This window comes from Dyadobacter sp. CY323 (assembly GCF_021390245.1).
Classification (GTDB): Bacteria; Bacteroidota; Bacteroidia; order Cytophagales; family Spirosomataceae; genus Dyadobacter.
This window is the reverse complement of the sequence record NZ_JAJUXH010000010.1, coordinates 115,765-136,553: the sequence shown is the minus strand read 5'-3', so window position 1 is coordinate 136,553 and position 20,789 is coordinate 115,765. Positions and strand designations below refer to the sequence as shown.

Here is a 20,789-nt window from a genome sequence, read left to right as displayed (position 1 = left end):
GCCCCGGTCTCCCGGGGCTTATTTGTAAACAAACAAAGAAAAATTAGTTATCGGATGATAATTTGCTTCGTAAGGCTCTGTCCCTGCCCCGTAACGCGGATAATGTATTTGCCGGTTGGCAAATGCCCGACACTGATTCGCAGGCGGCTATCAAGCATTTGAGGTGGCGTGGACTTCACAACACGTCCGTAGATGTCAAAAAGCGTTATAACCGCATTTGAAATGTTGTCACGGGACTCGATGTAAACATAACTATCCTGACTTGGATTTGGGTAGATAACCACATCGTTTTGTTCAATGGTCTTAAATTCCTGCGAAGTTGTATCCGAATAGCATGTCAGCACATTGTTATCTCCAATTGTGAAATTTACCTTGGCTTTCGTAGAGTAGTTACCTGTTTTGAGAATTTTCACAATATTGGCCGTAGTATCTGACTCGGTCCCCGGCCGTCTCCATAAAAACTGCTCATTGAGCCCCGTTTCTGAGATTTTGGCGGTAATGCTGAAAGGTCCCGATGCTTCAATGACCGGCTTGGAAATTTTTGGCCGGATAACCAGTGAAGAGTTGGCTGAATTTTCGGAAACACATCCAAATACGTTCTGTGATTTCACAAAATAGTTTCCACTCTCTGCGATTTTCGCGGTTGGGCCGGTAGCAATAATGGAGTTTGAACCTTGTTTATACCAGCTGTAAATGTCATTGCCTTCCGCAACCGAAAACTGAAATGATGAATCGGCGCAGGCCTGCTGCTGACCTTGTTGCAAAATGCTCGGCTGAACCGGTTTTGCACCATTGTCAAGAACCACTACCGAAGTGAGGATTGAGTTGCCAGCATCATCTTTCACGGTGGCGCGATATGTACCGGCGTCGGAAACCGTAATTGAGCTGCCCTTTGATCCGTTGCTCCATTCATAGGATTTGTATCCGGTTGGTAACGTTATGGTAACCGCATTGTTCGCAGTTACACAGGCTGCTGTCATCGCAGGAATTTCAGCAGGCGCCGCAGGAGGAACAGTCGAAAAGAAATTCGCATCCAGACTTTCATTCCATGCATTTGCAAGAATCCGGAGTGCATTTACGGTGCCTTCCTCATCATCAGGTCTTTTACCGACAAAGTGCGTACCATCACCCCGATCTGTGACAAGAGGATCGGTTTCCGGGCCAGGATAAGTTGGATTGAATTTTGTGTCTAAAACCGCGTTCTGTGCTGCAATGATTGCAGGGTTTGTAAATGACGGAGTTTGGGGATTAGGCGATGTTCTGCTTGTTCTTGCAATAACCCAGGTAATGCGTTTGTTAGTCTCCGAAGTTAATCTATTGATCAGAAACTGAAGGTTGTCTCTGTAAAAAGCAGCCGGTGTCTTGAATAATGCGTCTGCCTCCCCCTGCATCCACAAAATCGCCCGCACTCCGTATTGATTTCCGTAATTCCTGGCAGCAATTCGCAGGTTTGCATAAGGCATACCAGGAACATAAGTGAAATTACCATATTTGTTTACGGTAGCTAATCCCTGGGCGCTGTAGGACCAGTTTTCGATCGCCGTTCCTTCCCAGGCGGTGTTTATAAATAATACCGGAACATTCAATTTGGTTACCAGGAGATCTCCTAATATACCCCAGCACCAGGCTGTCTGGCCACGTGGCGACATGGTTTTCAGGTCTCTTGTTATCTTTGAAAACGTCGGTGGAACAGGGTCAGTCAATAAATCCTTGTATTGCCCTAATTCATCATTTTCATAGTTTGATACATATTGAACCCGGTCATCCTGAGCTGAAGGCCCCCAGTTGTATCCCTTTAAACCTTGGGCATTTGATTGGCCCGCAATGATAAAGACTTCGCCAATACCTACCCGGGCAAGCACGTCACGTCCTACTACTTTTCCGCCCGCAATCGCCCTGACTTCAAGTGTATACCAACCTCCGAAAAGTGTAATATTTCCTGAAAAAACACCTCCTTTTGGTGCATCCTGCAAGGTTTCCCAGGCCGTTGGTATACCCTGTCCCTGGACTACCGGTACCGCCCGGATTTCAACCTTATCCATGGTGACAGTAAATGTCCCGGTAACGGTAAGGGTTCGCTGGCCGGTTATATCTCGTTGATATACAGCCTGGAAGGTAGGAGAAGTAATTTTGATTTGTGCAAATACTGTTGATGAAATCATCACGATCAACAGCAGCGCCTTTGCCACTACCGGAAGAAAAAATCTATTACGCATTGGGAATTCTGATACAGGTAAAGTTTTGTATATTCTGTACGATTATGGTTCCGATTGGATGTTTCTAAAGCAAAACGGTTACAAATGTAAATGATTATTTTGCGAAAATATCACCATTTCAATATTTTGATCAGACAGGTGCCCAGTCGTTTATTTACTGTACAATCAGAAGTTTTTGAGTCGCATTAAAACCTGCGGAAAGAATACGGACAAAATAGGTCCCGCTCGATAAACCGGACAAGTTGAAAACTTTTTGACTGTCGAACCTTTTAACAGTAAACGTTTTATGAATCACACCACGACTATCTACAATCTGGATCTCCGCATTAATCACATTAAGGAGTGTTTCCACCGTCATTTTTCCAGTTGCATTTGGATTAGGGTAAACCACAAAACCGGGAACGGTCGGGTCCAACCTGAACATAAATGGTTCCGAAAATTCAGAGTAGCAAGTGAGTGTGGGGCTGTAAACGATTGTATTGTTGACCACATATGATCCGCTCCGGACAGCTTTCAGGGTCGCCGTATTTTCAGTTAAAACCAAATCATTAAACTTCCAGACATGATCTCCCGAATTGAGATTATTTTCTGCCAACAAAGTATAAGTACCAGTTTGACGGATAACGGGCGCACTTGGAGAGGGTTTTACATCGATGGGGATTAGCGCAGAATAAGGCGAGTAGCAACCCTTGCTATCTTGTACCCGCGCAGCATAATCCCCAGCTTCTATGACCTTAATATCACTTCCTTCTTCACCATTATTCCAGAAAAATGAATTTCCTTGTGAAGCCTGCAAAATCACCGTATCACCATCGCAAATGGTCGTCGCACTTAATGCACGAACATTTGGAGCTGCGGGTAATGCGAGAGTTTGTGTTGTGATTTTGTTACTCGGGTCGGAATAGCACTGAAATTCATTGATCGTCTGCACTGAAAATATGCCGGCCGTAGTCACTTTCAGAGTCTGCGTAGATGCTCCGTTACTCCATAAAAATCCTACTGCGGTAGATGATTGAAGATTAACACTTAAATCCGCACAAAAAACAATGGGGCCATCAGCCGCTATGGTTGGTGTGACAGGCAATGGATTAGCCACGACTGCAACTACCGGCGACACGGGCGAAATGCAGCCATTTTCATCTTTTGACGAAATAGTGAAATTACCCGAGTTTCTGATTTCAATCTGCCGGCCGGTCTCTCCATTGCTCCATACATAAGAAAAAGCTTCGCTACTCTGAAGAGTGGTATAATCCCGCAAACAAAAAGTAGTTGGGCGCAAGGCAGTGATCGCCGGAGTTTGGGGTAATGGATTCACTTTTACAGATACCTGGTCGGAGGTTGACTCACATCCATTTGCGTCGCGTTGCATTAAAGTAAAATTGCCCGTAGCCGTAACAGAAATAGCTTTGGTCGTGGCAGTTGTGCTCCAGATATTGCCCGTGTCGTAACTGGAAGTCAATGTCACATTTCCGCCCGCACAAAATGTCGTTTCGCCACTCAAACCAATAATCGGTCTGGCAGGCAATGGATTTACTTTGACATTCACTGCTTCCGATTCGAGAGAATAGCATCCCTCCGAATCCAGTGCACGTACCTTGAATTCGCCGGAGTTTTTTACAACAATACTGCCCGCATTCGCTCCATTTGACCAGATATTAGTAAGCTTGGAGTCGGAAGTAAGACTTACTTCACCCCCATCACAAAAAGTGAGCACGCCGGAAGCAGTCACCTTTGGGGTGGCGGGTAACGGCGCATTGGAAACTTTCATCGTGATCTTTTCAGAAGTCGCTTCGCAACCGTATACATTCCTGGTAGAAACAAAATAGTCCCCACCAGTGGTCACATCAAGCCGATCACTGGTTGAGCCGGTATTCCACCGGACATTTTCAGAAGTGCTGGATATCAATGTCGCGGTATTCCCAAGACAGACCGGATTGCTCCCTTCGAGCCGGATCGTAGGCTGTGGAGGTTGTATATTTTCGTTTATCCTGATTTCCGGAGAAAAAATGTAATTGCCACGGTCGTCACGGGCATATGCCCGGTAATTTCCATTCCCTACCTGAATGCTGTTGGACGACTGCCCGTTTGTCCAGCTAACCGACGACAAGCCTGCATTGTTCGCACTCAGATTCAGATTTCCGTTTCCGGCGCAGAATGCGTTCACGGACATTGGCCGGACACCTTGATATGGGTCAGATGAATTGAAATAACCGTCATTCAGTTTATCCGCCCAGGCTTCGGCGAGCTGCGTCAATCCCTCATTCATGAAATGGACGCCATCGGGGCCATCCTGGCGTGGGATCTGAATCGCATCTGTGTTTGGGCCTTCGAATACGTTCAGCACATTATTGATCACGCGCCGCTGTCCATTCACAATGTTTTGATCACTTCCATTTTTATTGTTGTAGGAAGTAAGCGATACCATCCAGGAGATATTTTTTCCGGATTCGTTTCTAGAAGTTTCGATTACCGTTTTCAAACTATTGAAATAAGTATCCGTACTGGTATTGAAATCGTTATCTGCTTCGCCCTGAATCCACAGCACGCCTCTCATTCCAGTGATGGGAGTGTATCGCTGGATTACCATCCTGATATTTCCATAGGGCATTCCGCTTGGTTCGATTGGCCCCCCTGTGTAAACCGAATAACCGGTACCATTGATGCTTTGGCGCCATGCGATGGCCGATGTCCCATACCACGCAACATTGAAAAACAGGATTGGAACACCCAGCCGCTGAGCAAGAATGTCTCCCAGCTTGCCCCAGCACCATGCGCCTTTACCCCTGGGAGCAATGTCAGAAAATGACTCTATATGTTGAAAAGATGGATAAGGCAGATCCTGAAAAATCGGTGGGCCATCCGTTGAATTAAAACCAATGCAGCTTACCCGGTCATCCTGAGCGCCCTGGGCACCCTTGTCAGTGTAACCCTGACCGTTCGACTGGCCCGCGACCATAAAAACTTCGCCGATGCCTACGTGTGAAACTTCTGTGGAGCCAACTACGTCGCCGCCCCGCCTGGCGCGAACCTCAAGGCGATACCAGCCGCCGCGTGCCTGCAGGCTTCCCTGATATAGACCTCCTGATGGATTTAGTTGGATAGTAGTCCAGTCGATATTTTCACCACCGTTGATCGCAGTTAATTTTGCTTCGATCCGGTCGGTAACCTTGGTGTAACCCCCTGCAATATAGAGGGTAGCAGAGTTGTTTTTATCACGTTGAAAAACGGCGCGGTCAGTCGGATAATCGATGCTAACTTGTCCAAATGACGCTGTCGAGAGAATTATTAAGGCTACCCGAAGCAAGTACGGTAGATAGTGTTTCATAGTGAGTACAATTCTTTAACGTAACTTCTCGGACACACAATATGCACCGAATGGTTGCCTGTTTCAAGAAAATATTATTTTACGGGAAACTGAAATTAGTTTACTGTAAACGGGGAATTGATCGACTCCCATATTTTGTCTTTCAATTGTTCAATTCCTTCTTGAGTAACTGCAGAAATGAATATACTAGCAACATTATCAGGTAGTTGTTTTTCTAATATACTACGTTCCGAGTCAGAGAGGACATCGATTTTTGAAATCGCGAGGAGACGATTCTTATCTAAGAGTGCAGGATTGTAGACTTTTAGCTCCTGCAGAAGGGTTTGATATGCAGCTTGAATGTCCTCGCTGTCGGCGGGGACCATAAATAATAAAATGGAGTTTCGTTCGATATGTCTGAGGAAACGGAGCCCCAATCCTTTGCCCTGAGATGCTCCTTCAATGATTCCCGGAATGTCGGCCATCACGAAAGATTTGTAGTCGCGGTACGATACTACACCCAGATTTGGCACCAGAGTTGTAAACGGATAATCCGCAATTTCGGGTCGCGCAGCCGAGACTACAGAAAGCAATGTCGATTTACCGGCATTGGGAAAACCGACCAAACCTACATCTGCGAGTACTTTTAGTTCGAGGATCACCCATTCTTCCAGACCTGGCTCGCCCGGTTGGGCGTGTTGGGGTGTCTGGTTGGTTGCCGACTTGAAATGGTCATTTCCCATTCCACCCCGACCGCCTTTCAGCAAAATGATTTCCTGCCCGTCTTCGGTTATTTCGAATAGCTGTTCACCGGTTTCGGCATTTCTGGCAATTGTTCCGAGCGGAACTTCGAGGATAATGTCTTTTCCGATGGAGCCACTTCTTCGTCCACCTTCGCCGCCTTTGCCATCAAATGCCTTGATATGCTTGGTGTATTTCAAATGAAGCAACGTCCATAGCTGGCTGTTTCCTTTCAGGATCACGTGGCCACCTCTTCCTCCGTCACCACCGTCGGGCCCTCCTTTTTCAACATGCTTTTCACGCCTGAAATGGAGAGAACCTGCTCCCCCCGCGCCGGAACGCACATTGATTTTAACGTAATCTATAAAATTTGACGAAGCCATGTGTTGTATAGCGATAAGTTAATTCTCAGGTAAAAATTACCTGGATATTGCCTGTGTAATCTCTTCAAAAATAAAATCGATCTCACCAATCCCGTCAATTGCGACAAATTTTCCCTGCTGCTGATAATAGTCCGCTACGGGCCTGGTTTTATTGTTGTACTCCTGAATGCGTTTGCTGATCAGCTCTTCATTCTGATCGTCTGGTCTGCCCGATGTTTTTCCACGGTTTAGCAGGCGCGCCAGCAATTCGTTGTCATCTACGACCAGAGCAATCATGATTGTAATGCTCTCATTGTAAGAAGCTAACAGCTGATCTAGTGCCTCAGATTGCTTAACTGTTCTTGGAAACCCGTCAAAAATGAACCCGGCGGCATTTCTGTGTTCTTTCAGCTTATTATCAATCATCCCGATCACCACTTCATCCGGTACTAATATGCCCTGATCCATGAGTGTTTTTGCTTTCAGGCCCAGTTCAGAACCCGCCTGAATTTCATTACGGAGCAAATCTCCTGTCGACAAATGGATCAGATTGTACTTGGCAATAATTTTTTCACTTTGGGTGCCTTTCCCCGCACCCGGAGGGCCAAACAGTATAAGATTCAGCATAATAGCTTAGGAAATTGATGTCGCAGTTAGATGGTGATTTTGGCAAATTTACAATTCTTACCAAATGTCAGCCTAATTGTTCCATTATTTTTAAAATAAAAATCCCCTCATTATTTCTAAATAAGGGGATTTTCAGGAACAGAAAATGTCAGATTATGGGATAACAACCCGCTTTACAGTGCCGTCTTCATTCTGGACAACAGTTACAAACAAGGTGCCTTTCGTGCTCTTTTTAAGTTCAATCTGACCCACAAACTCACCTTCGAAGTCCTTAATTTCCTTTTTGCCGACTTCTTTGCCTTTGGTATCCGTAACAGTTACTGTCACATCACCTTTCTCGGGGACACTGAAACGAAGGTTCAGCATTCCGTTGTCGGGATTATTGGAATAAGCGCTGAGCGCGCGCACATTCGCAGGTTTTACAAAATCCTTTTCCCAGATATCGCCCATTTGTGTACCGAGATGTTCCATATCTTTCAGGAGCATCTTCGTTTTTGGTCTGATGTCTCTTTCAAATTCTCTCAGATTGCTGCGGAACTTGTCGGAATCCCATTCAAAATCAAAAGAATGGTCGTTTTTCCAGTGATAGGCAAGTGGTTCCCGATCGTCCCGGTGGTCGATGATCACTTTTCTACGTTTTTTTGCTGCGATCATGTCGGTGTCGCCGTCATCTACCGTAATGGATATCGATTGCTTTTTCTTTTTATCAACTCCCAGTGAATCAAGTACTTTCTCCACAAACTTGTCACGCTCATCGTCGGACATCGCGCCCACGCGATAACTCCGTTCTTTATTTGTGGTTTTCCCGCCTTCATCTTCCGTTATCTGAATGCGGATAACAGATTCTGATTTATCTCCGGGCTTTGTTTTTTTATCCGCCTGCGCCGATGCCTGATTTGAGACAAACAACACAGCCGAAAGTGACAGCGGCAACATTAATTTTTGAAGGAAAACAGCTTTCATAGGTGCATTTGGTTATGATTATGAACGATTTATAAAATTATCGAACGTGCCTTTGTGTCGCTGTTAAATAATGTTAAAAACAAATGGCGACGAATGCGAAACGTTAAATTTGTTATCAGCTAAAATGTCGGGGAAAAGGGAGGAGGCGTTGCATCATTGAAACAGAAATATATGTCTAAAAGGAAAATACAGGTCATCGTTGGATTAATGTGCCTGGCGTTGATCGGCCTGATCGGATTTCAATGGTATTGGATCCGTGAAGCGATCGCGATACGTAATGATCAGTTCAATCAAAAAGTATCTGAATCCGTTCAGGAAGTGGTGCACAGGCTTGAAAAGCAGGAAATGATGTATCTGCTGCAAAGACGGATCGAGACGGAGCAGCAAAAAAGCAAGCTGGACCGGATCGCCCAGCTGCGGAATATGCCGATGAAAAGGGTAACGCCGAAAAAACCTCAGGCACCAGCGGAACAAGTGGTGCACGTGAAGCCGAAGCTAGAAATTGCCATTGGCCCCAATGGTGAAGAAGTTCATTATCAGATTATTACTGAGGCAGTTCCTAGTGACGTGCTAAGTCCTAATTTCAGGGTGATGGTCGATCATCAGCAGCGGATTATGGAAGAATTTTTCCAGGCGCAACAGTATGGAATTGCCGGGATCGATGAGTTTATGCGACGAAGACTCGAAGAAGAAGAACGTCTCGGAAATGTATTGAGAGGTGTTCATAATGGGGAAAATGGCAGATCGCGCACAGATTCGGTGAGAAGTAGTCTAGCAAATCGGAAGGTGGCGATTTCTGACAAAACAAAGAATGGCAGGCTCAATTCCAAAGCTATGATCACGGTAGGGGAAACGGATAAAGCGGAGCTTCTGAAAGAAGTTATGAAGGATTTTATTTATACAAAAAGACCTATTGAACAGCGAGTTAACCGGTTTTTACTGGATACACTGCTCAAAAAGGAGCTTATTCAGAATGGCGTCTCGATTCCTTATGAGTTCGCGGTGAGAGGTCAATCGGAAGACAGTCTGATTTTCTCGACAGTAAGCCTGAAACCGAATGATTGGGAGGAACGATCGTATAAAGCGTCACTTTTTCCAAATGAGGAGGTGAATGCAAAAAACGCACTCTACGTATTTTTTCCGGATCAGCAAAAATACATTCTGAGCAACATGGGCGTGATGTTTGGTGGCTCGGGCATCTTAATCGTAGTTATAATGGCTTGTTTTTATATGGCGGTCACTACGATTTTACGTCAGAAAAAACTGTCGGAAATTAAGAATGACTTCATTAACAATATGACGCACGAGTTTAAAACACCTATTTCGACCATTGCACTGGCGGCGGAAATGGCGCAGGAAAATTCGGCGACATTTATAGAGACAAAGAATACCACACGTCTTGACCGTTACCTCGGCATTATACGTGAGGAAAATAAAAGGCTGGGCACGCATGTCGAAAAAGTGTTGCAAATGGCACTTCTGGACAAAGGTCACGTAAAATTAACATTGGGCGAAACAAACATTCATGATCTGATTACCAAGGCATTAAATGGGCAAAGTGTTCAGATCGAGCAAAAGGAAGGTGAGGTAGCATTGGAATTTGAAGCCGAAAATGAAATTGTTTTCGCGGATGAAGTTCACATTTCGAATGTACTAAACAACCTCGTTGATAATGCGATCAAATATTCGCCGGAAAAGCTGGATCTGAGCATCCGAACCTGGAATGAGAACAATGGTATTTCCGTTTCGATTACCGATAGAGGTATTGGCATGAACCGGGACCAGCAGCAGCGCATTTTCGATACATTCTACCGCGTACCGACTGGAAATGTGCACGATGTGAAAGGCTTCGGACTTGGATTAAGTTATGTCAAAAAGATGGTCGAGGCGCATGCGGGCACGGTTCAGGTCACAAGCAAGCCTGGGGAAGGAAGCACATTTATTGTCTGGCTGCCGCTCGGCAAAGAGGAAGTATAGTTTAGAAATTTCAGCTGCAAATCATAACTTGCCTTCTTTTTAAGATGGCAAACCGCCAGGTGAAGGTAAATTTCTGACTACACAATGATTTCCAAAACATATGCCCCTCAGGAGATAGAGGATAAATGGTATTCGTACTGGCTGGACAACAAGTACTTCCAATCGAAGCCCAATCCGGACAAGGAACCGTACACGATCGTGATTCCGCCTCCAAACGTCACCGGCGTGCTGCACATGGGGCATATGCTCAATAATACCATTCAGGACATTCTGGTCCGTAAAGCCAGGATGGAAGGAAAAGAAGCCTGCTGGGTGCCTGGTACGGACCATGCCTCCATTGCTACAGAAGCCAAGGTGGTGGCGATGCTAAAAGAACGCGGCATCAGTAAACGCGACCTTACTCGCGACGAATTTCTCGAATATTGCTGGGAATGGACGCACAAATACGGCGGCATTATCCTGAAACAATTGCGCAAACTGGGAGCTTCCTGCGACTGGGACCGGACGCGTTTTACCATGGAGCCGGATCTGTACGATTCGGTGATCGACGTCTTTATTGACCTGTATAATAAAGGCGATATCTATCGCGGGCACCGGATGGTGAACTGGGACCCGCAGGCGAGGACCACAGTATCGGATGAGGAAGTAATTATGAAAGAGGTAAATCAGAAATTGGTTTATCTTAAATATCCGTTGGTTGGGGAGAATGGAGGAGGGAGTATGGAGGAAGGGGTGGTGATTGCTACTACGCGGCCGGAGACTATTATGGCGGATGTGGCTATTTGTGTGAATCCTGGGGATGAGCGTTATCAACATTTAATCGGTCAAAAGGTTTTGATCCCATTAATCAATCGCGCGATTCCCATTATTGCGGATGAATATGTTGAAATGGAATTTGGTACCGGCTGCCTGAAAGTTACCCCTGCCCACGATACCAATGATTATGAGCTTGGTAAAAGGCATAATTTGCCGATAATCGATTTGCTTAACGAGGATGGTACTTTAAATGAGAAAGCGCAGATCCTCGTAGGTGAAGACCGGTTTACAGCCCGAAAAAAGATCATTAAGCTGCTCGAAGAATCAGGAAATCTGGTTAAAACAGAGGAATACAAATCCAATGTGGGACATTCAGAGAGGACCAATTCTGTAATTGAGCCGCGACTTTCGGAGCAATGGTTTTTGAAAATGGAGAAGATCAGCAAACCGGCATTTGACAATGTCATGAACGATACGGTTCAGCTGATTCCTGCCAAATTCAAGAATACGTACCGTCACTGGATGGAAAATGTCCGGGATTGGAACATTAGCCGGCAGCTTTGGTGGGGACATCGCATTCCGGCCTTCTACCTCAAAGACGGCACGATCATCATTGCAAAAACGAAAAAAGAAGCATTACGGAAAGCGCAGCATGAGTACCAGCTTTTTGCATTAACTGAGGAGGATATTGAGCAAGACCCGGATGTACTGGATACCTGGTTTTCGTCGTGGCTCTGGCCGATTTCTGTTTTTAATGGGATAAAAGAGCCGGATAATGAGGAAGTAAACTACTATTATCCAACCAATGACCTGGTTACCGCTCCTGAAATCCTGTTCTTCTGGGTGGCGCGGATGATCATTGCGGGATATGAATATCGGGGAACCTATCCATTCAAAAATGTATATCTCACGGGTATTGTGCGGGATAAACAGGGACGTAAAATGTCCAAGTCGCTCGGTAATTCTCCCGATCCGATTGATTTGATCGAACAATTTGGCGCGGATAGCATTCGTACCGGTATGCTTTTTAGCTCTCAGGCAGGGAATGATCTTCCGTATGACGATAAGCTGGTGGAGCAGGGCAGGAACTTTGGGAATAAGATCTGGAATGCGTTTCGATTGGTTAAGACTTTCCAGGTTTCCGAAAACCGGGAAAGTCTGCGGGTTCCCGCAGGTTCCAAACTGGCCGTTCAATGGTTTGAAAGCAAACTGAACCAGACATTGGCGGAAGTCGAGGATCATTTCTCCAAATTCCGGATTTCGGACGCATTGAATTCGGTTTATAAACTGATCTGGGACGATTTCTGTGCGCAATATCTGGAAATGATCAAGCCTGGTTTTGAGCAGCCGATCGATCTGGAAATATACGATTCGACATTAGATTTCTTTGATCAGTTAATGCGTTTGTTGCATCCGTTTATGCCTTTTATAACCGAAGAAATCTGGCAGAGCATCATCGAACGTCCGGCTAACGACTCCATTTGCATTGCCCAGTTTCCTCAGGCAAAGGAATTTGATCAAACTTTGCTGAATGACTTTGAAATACTTTTTGAGCTGGTTTCGGCGATCCGGAATCTGCGCAATTCAAAAAATATCAGTCCGAAAGTTGCATTGCCGCTGGCAATCCGCACGGATTCTCCGGCCCGCTACCAAACCCTGGAGACATTGATCCTCAAACTGGCCCATGTAGATAGCATTCAGTATGTTTCCGGAGAATCAGAAGGAACGTCATTCCGTGTGAAATCGGATGAGTTTTTTGTAAACCTGGCTGACGAACTGGATATTGAATCGGAAAAGGAAAATCTGCAAAAAGAACTGGAATACACGCAGGGCTTCCTCGATTCGGTGGTAAAGAAACTCTCGAACGAACGTTTTGTACAGAATGCAAAAGGCGACGTCGTCGAAAAGGAACGTCAGAAGCAGGCGGATGCCGAAGCGAAAATCGCAACCTTGACCGAGGCGCTGGCAAGGCTTAAATAAGCGTCAGAAAAGCAAGTCATATATTAAGCACAGGGTGGAAGTACCTTGTGCTTTTTTTGTTAGTCATCCGTCTGTTTTATGTCACCATGACATTTAAAAAGTACAAGCTAAATAAATTTAATGCGCTCATTATTAGAATTAATCAATGTTTTAATGGAGATAAAGTCATATTAATTTTTAAAATATTTTATTAGGTCAAACTGTTTGGAAATAGGAAAAATCGGGGTGTAATTTCCTGCCAATATTATGTAAACTCATACTATGGCGACGAAAACAGAACAGGAGCTAGCGGTGCCGGTGGGCGTCACACTCGACCGTTTTATCATGCACAGTCAAAGCGCGTTTCCGTACGCAACCGGAGAGTTATCGCAGTTGCTACGGGACATCGCACTCGCGGGAAAGATCATTAACCGGGAAATCAACCGGGCCGGGCTCATCGATATTGTCGGCGGGAACGGGACGGAGAACGTGCAGGGTGAGAATCAGCAAAAGCTCGATATCATCGCCAATATCCGTTTTATCCGGGCTTTAAAAAATGGAGGAGAGGTTTGCGCCATTCTTTCTGAGGAAGAGGAAGACATTATCCATACCGGCAACAACCACGGCAAATATGTAGTGGCCATGGATCCGCTGGACGGCTCTTCGAACATCGATGTAAATGTCTCCATTGGCAGCATTTTCTCAATTTACCGACGTGTTACCCCCATTAATGGCCCGGCTTCCATTTCAGACTTTTTACAGGGCGGGCGGAAGCAGATTGCGGCAGGTTACATTATTTACGGCTCATCGACGATGCTCGTTTATTCCACAGGCGATGGCGTGAATGGGTTTACGTTCGACCATTCGCTCGGCGAATTCATTTTATCACACAAAAATATAGGTACTCCTTCCCACGGCTCAATCTACTCGGTGAATGAGGGCCATTATCACAGCTACCCGAAATTTGTGCAAAAGTATATTGAGCAATGTAAGTCAAAAAGTTTTAGTGCCCGTTACATAGGCTCGCTCGTGGGCGATTTTCACCGAAACATGCTGAAAGGCGGCATTTACCTGTATCCATCTACCAACAAAGACCCAAAAGGCAAATTGCGGCTGCTTTATGAATGCTACCCGCTGGCATTTATAGCCGAGAAGTCCGGCGGCAAGGCGCACGACGGGTTCGGGAGCATTCTGGACATTGTTCCGCAATCGTTCCACCAGCGGTCGCCGATCTACATTGGTTCAGCAGATCTCGTCGACGACGTTGTTACAGGTTGATAACCGGCTACTGTTTTAGTTTTCGTACCTTTGCGGCATGCAGACTACGCAAAATACCTTTGAACAATTTAAGCTTAACCGTCAGTTACTCAACGCAATTGAAGAAGCAGGTTACGAAACTCCCACACCCATTCAGGAACAAGCGATCCCGCTTGCATTAGCCGGACAGGACATTTTGGGTATCGCGCAAACCGGTACTGGCAAAACAGCAGCTTATTCGTTACCCCTGCTCATGCGCATTAAATTCGCGCAGGGACAGCACCCGCGGGCACTGATCTTGGCGCCGACACGCGAGCTTGCGATGCAGATTTCAGAAGCCATTACACAGTTCGCCAAATACACGGATATTCGGATAGTAGTTTTATATGGTGGGGTAGGGCCAAAAACGCAGATTGAAAATGTGCGTGCCGGAGTTGATATTATTGTGGCGACACCCGGCCGATTCATGGACCTCTATTTTCAGGAAGAGGTGATCGTCAAAAACCTGAATGTGATGGTCCTCGATGAGGCGGATAAAATGATGGATATGGGTTTCATGCCGCAGATCCGGAAGCTTCTGGAGATCATTCCTACCAAAAGACAGAACATGCTCTTTTCGGCAACATTTTCCGAAAAAGTAGAGAGGTTATCCCACGAATTTTTAGAATTCCCAACCCGCATTGAAGTTACCCCGCAGGCTACAACGGCCGAAATGGTCACGCAACGCTTATACGAAGTCCCCAATTTCAGGACGAAGATTAACTTACTTACCTCGTTGTTAAGGGATAAGGAAACCTTCAACCGGGTTCTCATTTTTACCAGGAGCCGCGAGGTGGCAGGTTTGGTGCATCAGAATCTGTTGGATAAAGTGGTCAGGGAGGATGAATTGAGAGTAATACATGCTAATAAAGGGCAGAATACCCGGATCAATGCGATGGATGCATTCAGGTCCGGATCTGTGCGGGTGATGGTTGCGACGGATGTGGTTGCGCGGGGAATTGACATTACGGAAGTGAGCCACGTGATCAACTTTGACGTACCGCTGATTTATGAGGATTATGTTCATCGGATCGGTCGCACGGGCCGGGCAAATCAGTCGGGCGAGGCGATCACTTTTATGACGATTGCTGATGAATACCACATCAAAAAAATCGAAAATATGATCCGGAAACCGATTCCGCGCGCTGAGCTGCCGGCAGACGTAGAGACGGAACCAACGCCCATTCCCGAGCGGCAGGATATGCTGAGGGAGATTGACAACCAAAAACGAAAAGAAGATCCAACCTTTCTGGGTGCATTCCATGAGAAGAAACATTCTCACAGACCACCGTCCAAAACGTCTTCAAATGGAGGACATAAGCGTCGGGGTTTACCCGGAAGAAGTAAACGTAAATAATGCAATACAATTAGAATAAAACCGTTTAACTTGGACAATAGAAAACCTGTTTCTCTATTTAAGTTACCTATGAAAGGATTTGTTGTTGTTTGGCTTGCTATCTTAACACCGGCATTGGGCTTTGCTCAAAATACGCATCTCGCGAGCGCTGCTCCAAGTTCAGACACGAACGTTGCCTCAAAGAAACCGCTTGAATTAAAGGAACGCAGGATTCTTCCATTATTCGGAGAAATCAGTAAAACCTCGGAACAGATCGATGAAGAAATCAAGTTTCTGAGTGAATGCGATAAATCATTTTCGAGCCGTACCGAAGCAAGCAGTTTTTTTGCAACCCGTGCCTGGGAATATCTTCAGGAAGGTTCGCTGGACACAGCCTGCTACCGTTTCAATCTGGCGCAATTGCTGAACGATAAAAACGTAGAGGCTTACTGGGGCCTGGGAGTAGTTTCGTACCAGAGAGAAAACTGGGTGGATGCCAAGAAAATGTTGAGCAGAGGCATCAACCTGCAAGGTGATAATGTTCCGTTGCTGGTGGATCTTTCGACCGTGAATCTCAAATTATATGCGATCACAAGCCGAAAAGAAGAACTCGATGAAGCCGGAGAATTGCTGAAACACGCGATGGCACTCGATTCAACTTACGCGCTGGGACAATATAATCTGGCATTGGTGCATTATAATCTCAATGAACTGGATAAGTCGTGGGAACATTTGCACAAAGGCCGCACCCTTGATCTGAGTCAGATGAATTTCGAATTTGTCGAGCTCCTAAAAGCAAAAATGCCTGATCCGCAGGGCTTTTTTAAGTAGCTATAAAACCGTTGGGACATACAAGAGCCTCTGAATTTGCGTTCAGAGGCTCTTTTGCATGTAAGGATTTTATTTGAAAAAGAAGCCGGTTGGCGCCACTCCCACTTTGATAGAATCTACCAGACTTCCATCGCCCCTGTATCGTACTGCATATCCAGCTTGTGCGTAAGAAGGAGTTACTCCGGCGTAGATCAAACCCTGCGAAGGATCTACCGATAACCCGCTAAATACTCGCTTGATCAATGGGGTTGCTACATTGATTTGTGTGTCGGTTACTCCAAATTTGTATGTTTCGCCGTGGCTGACATAGTTCGCATCAAAGTAAGAAAGCACGAAAAAGATGCTTTTAAGATCAGCACTCAATGCAAAATTCCGGGCTGACTTTTTGGAATCAGAACCGATCGGAAGTGTACTTTCAATAGCATAGCTATCTACATTGATTTTCAACGCATTGGTTCCGGCACCGGCCCAAAGCTTACCGTTCGCATCAATGCCGATGGGAGTTGCGCTGCCTGGAACTGTGATGGTTTTGACGACGTCGTCACTCGTAGTGTTAATGACAGTAAGTGTTTTACCGCCGCCATCGGAATTGGTACCCACAAACAATTTTCCATTGTTATACACCAGATTTTCAGGGCCGCCGGTAATGGCGATTTTCTTGGTAACCTTGTGTGAGCCGAGATCGATTACTGCAATGTAGCCTGTCGTATATTTGTAATCCGCGTTTGCCCCCCAGCAGGAAACATAGGCTTTATTATTGTTACCGATCACAATCTCACGTGGGTTTTCGATGTCCGGCGCACCAATGCTCGTCAGATCCTGAAAAGTGTTGCTATTTATAATTTCAACTTTATCCAGTCCCGCGGCGGAGTTATCGACGAGTATCAGACCTTTTTCTCCAGCCACTGCGTAACCTTGCACGCCGCCACCCAGCACTTTCCCGTTCACTCTGGAAAAGATATCGTCTTGCGAAGTAGTTTCTTCTCTGGTGAAAAACGAAATCGCGCCATTATTCTGGAAGAAATTGCCTTCATTCAGCACAAAAACGCCTTTTACGTAATCGCCTTTTGGTGCCGGATCACTCTGGTTGCAAGACCAGAAAACGAGGGAGAATGCTACTAGGGCAGCTACTCTGGTTAATTGTTTTTTCATGTTGTTCATTTATTAATAAAAATTATTCTTCGTTGACCGGTAATTCACTACCAAACTTAATGCAAAGCTCCGTCCCGGCATTGCATTGTTCCTTACATTCAGGTAAAAAGTATTAGCAAGATTGTCGACGCGGCCCTGGATCAGCAGCCTGATTCTGTTCAGGTTCAAAGTCGTTTCGGTGAGCATATTTACCAGGGTGTATCCTGGCAAAAACTGGGAATTGTCGAATGTACTGTACCGTTTGCTGAATGCCTGAAGCTGCCCGGTAACCTTCCACTTTTTGTACAGAACGTACACATTTCCATTTCCGGAATGCATGGGAACAAAAACCAGTTGTTTTCCTACGATTTCCGCTGAATAGGCATCGTAAGACTTTTCCTGGGTGCTATTATTGAATGCATAACCCAGGTTTGCACCTGATCGCAATACGCCATAGTTACTTTTCCAGCCCAATTGAAATTCAATGCCTTTGGCTAAAACCTGCTTTAAATTCTCGACGCGGTAGTTCCTGGCAGGATTCCAGTAGGTCCAATCTTTGATCCGGTTATAATATCCGGTAATGGACGTGGTCAGATGCTGGTTGGCTGTGATTTGATACGTTTGATCGAGGCCGATTTCCCGGTTCCACCCACTCTCCGGCCTGATTTCCGGATTTCCCAGTTCTTTCCAGTAGCGTTCATTCAAAGTAGGAACCCGGTAGCTTCTGGCGATCGAACCTTTCAGTTTCAAATGGTAAAAGTGCTTTTGAATTAATATATATTCTCCTCCGAAAGAAGGTGTCACTGGCGGGTTGAAACGCGTGATCAACGCCTGCCGGAGGTTCAAAGAAAGCAGCACACGCTGTGTAACCTGAAAACGGGTTAGCAGAAACAGATCTCCGCGGTTTTCAGTGATCAGAGGGTTTTTATAACCCGAAAGTTTCGCCCGAAAATGAGTCCATTCAGCGCCTGCTTTTACTTGAACGGCATTCCCATTTGTTCCGATATTCCATTGAAAATCTTTTTCAATGCGGTTCGAGAATTTATCGGTCACCGCATGATCGGGATTTTTGAAATCACTTTTGGCATAATCAATGATATCCCGGACCCAGGAAGTCCGCAATGCCAGATCTTTAAAACGGTAACGTAACATCGTCCGATAGGCTTCGGTGAGAGTCAGTTCCCGGCCGGCCAGCTCGTTTGGCGCGATGGTTAGTTTATTGTTTGTCAGCCAGATATGTGCCGATAATTCCTGATCATTCTTCGATTGCAAAAACAGATCCTGAACCAGACCTTTTTGAAAAGTTTCAGAAGGTAAGATCGAGTAACCTCTTCTCTGCGAATATGGAAAGTGGTTATTAGTCATTCCATAATATGCATTTGTCTTTCCTGAAATTTTCCAGATGTCATTGAGTTTCACCCCATAATTTGCCGAAACCTGTGACTGGTAATTATCAAAGCTTTCATGCTGATGTCCGACGGATGCATTAAAACCCGCATTTACTGGAGAACTCCCCAGTAAAATGCTTCCCCCGACTGCATCGGTGCCTACAATGCTGGCAGCAGAACCATACTGAACGGAAAGCTGATCAAAACCTGCGACGGGAATGGTAGAAAAATCAGTTTGGCCTAATGACGGGGAATTGATGTTGAGCCCATTCCATAATACCGCCGTGTGATTGGATGAAGTGCCCCGAAACGACGCAGTGTTCAGTTGTCCGGGGCCGTAGTTTTTAAATGCGATGGGCGTATATAATGAAAGCAGATCGGAGATATTGCGGAATTTAAACTGACTTAATGTGGTCGAATCGAATTTCTGCACTTTCAGCCCGCTCATGAATTTTACAGGAACAAATCCCTGAACGATAACCGGTTCCAGACGAATGCTGTCTTTTTGCGCATACGTTTTCCCGGACAAAAGAATGCCTGTTGTAATCGAAAATAGAATAACCAAGATCCGGTTAATGATCACCTGCGAACTGAATGGATTTGTCGTTGACTTTTATTTTTCCTCCGAAAACGGAAAAGTCAGAATGTTCTGGCAGGTCTCCTGGCTCGTCTTTTGATCCCGCGCCTTCCCGTTTGCGTGAAACAGTGGCTAAGAAGATCGGGTCAAATGAAACAGACTTACAGTTGCGGGGACAGCTTCCGGATCAACGGAATTCCCTATTAAGCCTAATGGCTGCATTGAATCAGCGGTTGGCACCAAACGCTGCAAAGGTAGATAATTGAATTGATTTTCGACTATTTGACAGATGCGTTATCTTTGACCAAAATCTAATTTATTGGCTGCGACACCAGATTTTCTTGCATCTAAATCTTCCCAAAAAGGCATTTACCTGATGCTGGGAGCTGCTTTCTTCTTTTCCCTCACATCTGCGATCTCCAAGTGGCTTGGCAAGGAATTTCATATTGTGCAACTGGTATTTTTTCGCAATATCGTTGGGGTTGTCTTCGTGCTCAGCAGCATTTGGCGGAGGCCGGTCAAGCAGGAAGGTGGCAGGCTTGGATTGCTGATTTTCAGGGGTGTAGTGGGCACATTGTCACTTTATATGCTTTTCTACGCGATCCAAACGCTCGGGTTGGGACGTGCTTCTACTTATCAATACACGTACCCGATATTTCTTGCCTTGTTTTCCTGGCTGCTGATCGGCGAAACATTGAACCCAAAAGAATGGACTGCGATATTTATCGGTTTCGCCGGCATTCTGTTTGTCTTTCGCCCCGACCTTTCCATATCACTCCGCGATAATGCATTGGGACTCGGAAATGCATTATTAACTGCAATTTCCTATCTGTCGATCCGGCAGCTCGGCGTGGTTTACGACACCCGGTCTATCATTCTTTCGTTTATGTTAAGTGGTATTGTAATGCCAATCGTTTCGATGTTGGTCGGCACGTACTACCCAATGGAGCACCTCGATTTTCTGATCGGGACTTTCAAATGGCCGGACGATTCCCTTCAATGGGCGGGATTTTTGGCACTTGGGTTAACGGCGTTAATGGGGCAGAGAATGCTCACGCAGTCATTTACGTTTGACAAAGCGGGACGCGTGGCAGCCATCGGTTATTCCAACATTTTGTTCTCGGTACTCATCGGATTTTTCATGGGCGAAGCCATGCCCTCGGTTTCCATGCTTACGGGGATGGTGTTGATCGTCGCTGGCGGGATCCTGGTTTCATTAGCCAAAACAAAAGCATAAATTGGCATTCATTTAGCATTGTAAGCAACCCGTGGCCAAGCAATTTTCTGTCGATACATTCTGTTTATTTGAAGTAATCCAAAACAAG

13 protein-coding genes and 1 riboswitch are annotated in these 20,789 nt (G+C 45.7%); of the genes, 6 read left to right on the top strand and 7 right to left on the bottom strand.

Annotated features, from left to right (window positions below; all coding sequences use genetic code 11):
* Nucleotides 1-47 precede the first annotated feature (47 nt).
* The 5 genes from LZG72_RS15930 to LZG72_RS15910 form a co-directional block, all read right to left on the bottom strand.
* A complete protein-coding gene (locus LZG72_RS15930) occupies nt 48-2,216 on the bottom strand; it encodes a sialate O-acetylesterase (protein WP_233874333.1) in 2,169 nt (722 codons plus the stop codon).
* Nucleotides 2,217-2,370: 154 nt separating this feature from the next.
* Nucleotides 2,371-5,541, bottom strand: a complete 3,171-nt coding sequence (locus tag LZG72_RS15925; RefSeq protein ID WP_233874330.1) for a T9SS type A sorting domain-containing protein — start codon at nt 5,539-5,541, stop codon at nt 2,371-2,373.
* Nucleotides 5,542-5,636: 95 nt separating this feature from the next.
* On the bottom strand, nt 5,637-6,644 hold the full coding sequence (gene obgE / locus LZG72_RS15920) for a GTPase ObgE (RefSeq protein ID WP_233874327.1): 1,008 nt from the start codon (nt 6,642-6,644) through the stop codon (nt 5,637-5,639).
* A gap of 36 nt (nt 6,645-6,680) precedes the next feature.
* Nucleotides 6,681-7,250: an adenylate kinase gene (locus LZG72_RS15915; protein ID WP_233874324.1), complete on the bottom strand. Its 570-nt coding sequence runs from the start codon at nt 7,248-7,250 to the stop codon at nt 6,681-6,683.
* Nucleotides 7,251-7,403: 153 nt separating this feature from the next.
* Nucleotides 7,404-8,213 carry a T9SS type A sorting domain-containing protein gene (locus tag LZG72_RS15910; protein WP_233874321.1) on the bottom strand — a complete coding sequence of 270 codons (810 nt, stop codon included), beginning with the start codon at nt 8,211-8,213 and terminating at the stop codon, nt 7,404-7,406.
* Between the two features lie 171 nt (nt 8,214-8,384).
* On the opposite strand from LZG72_RS15910, the gene LZG72_RS15905 reads away from it, so the two are divergent.
* The 5 genes from LZG72_RS15905 (at nt 8,385) to LZG72_RS15885 (ending at nt 16,368) form a co-directional block, all read left to right on the top strand.
* On the top strand, nt 8,385-10,190 hold the full coding sequence (locus tag LZG72_RS15905) for a sensor histidine kinase KdpD (RefSeq protein ID WP_233874318.1): 1,806 nt from the start codon (nt 8,385-8,387) through the stop codon (nt 10,188-10,190).
* Between the two features lie 84 nt (nt 10,191-10,274).
* Complete coding sequence (locus LZG72_RS15900; protein WP_233874315.1) at nt 10,275-12,926, top strand: valine--tRNA ligase; 2,652 nt, start codon at nt 10,275-10,277, stop codon at nt 12,924-12,926.
* A 261-nt stretch (nt 12,927-13,187) separates the two neighbouring features.
* Complete coding sequence (gene fbp / locus LZG72_RS15895; RefSeq protein WP_233874312.1) at nt 13,188-14,183, top strand: class 1 fructose-bisphosphatase; 996 nt, start codon at nt 13,188-13,190, stop codon at nt 14,181-14,183.
* A gap of 37 nt (nt 14,184-14,220) precedes the next feature.
* Nucleotides 14,221-15,558, top strand: coding sequence for a DEAD/DEAH box helicase (locus tag LZG72_RS15890; RefSeq protein ID WP_233874309.1), 1,338 nt, complete (start codon nt 14,221-14,223; stop codon nt 15,556-15,558).
* Nucleotides 15,559-15,627: 69 nt separating this feature from the next.
* A complete protein-coding gene (locus tag LZG72_RS15885) occupies nt 15,628-16,368 on the top strand; it encodes a M48 family metallopeptidase (RefSeq protein WP_233874306.1) in 741 nt (246 codons plus the stop codon).
* A gap of 69 nt (nt 16,369-16,437) precedes the next feature.
* On the opposite strand, the gene LZG72_RS15880 is transcribed toward LZG72_RS15885, so the two are convergent.
* Nucleotides 16,438-17,520 carry a YncE family protein gene (locus tag LZG72_RS15880; protein ID WP_233874303.1) on the bottom strand — a complete coding sequence of 361 codons (1,083 nt, stop codon included), beginning with the start codon at nt 17,518-17,520 and terminating at the stop codon, nt 16,438-16,440.
* Between the two features lie 12 nt (nt 17,521-17,532).
* Nucleotides 17,533-19,452 carry a TonB-dependent siderophore receptor gene (locus LZG72_RS15875; RefSeq protein WP_233874300.1) on the bottom strand — a complete coding sequence of 640 codons (1,920 nt, stop codon included), beginning with the start codon at nt 19,450-19,452 and terminating at the stop codon, nt 17,533-17,535.
* A 68-nt stretch (nt 19,453-19,520) separates the two neighbouring features.
* Nucleotides 19,521-19,723: riboswitch (cobalamin riboswitch) on the bottom strand.
* Between the two features lie 60 nt (nt 19,724-19,783).
* On the opposite strand from LZG72_RS15875, the gene LZG72_RS15870 reads away from it, so the two are divergent.
* On the top strand, nt 19,784-20,701 hold the full coding sequence (locus LZG72_RS15870; RefSeq protein ID WP_233874297.1) for a DMT family transporter: 918 nt from the start codon (nt 19,784-19,786) through the stop codon (nt 20,699-20,701).
* Nucleotides 20,702-20,789 lie beyond the last annotated feature (88 nt).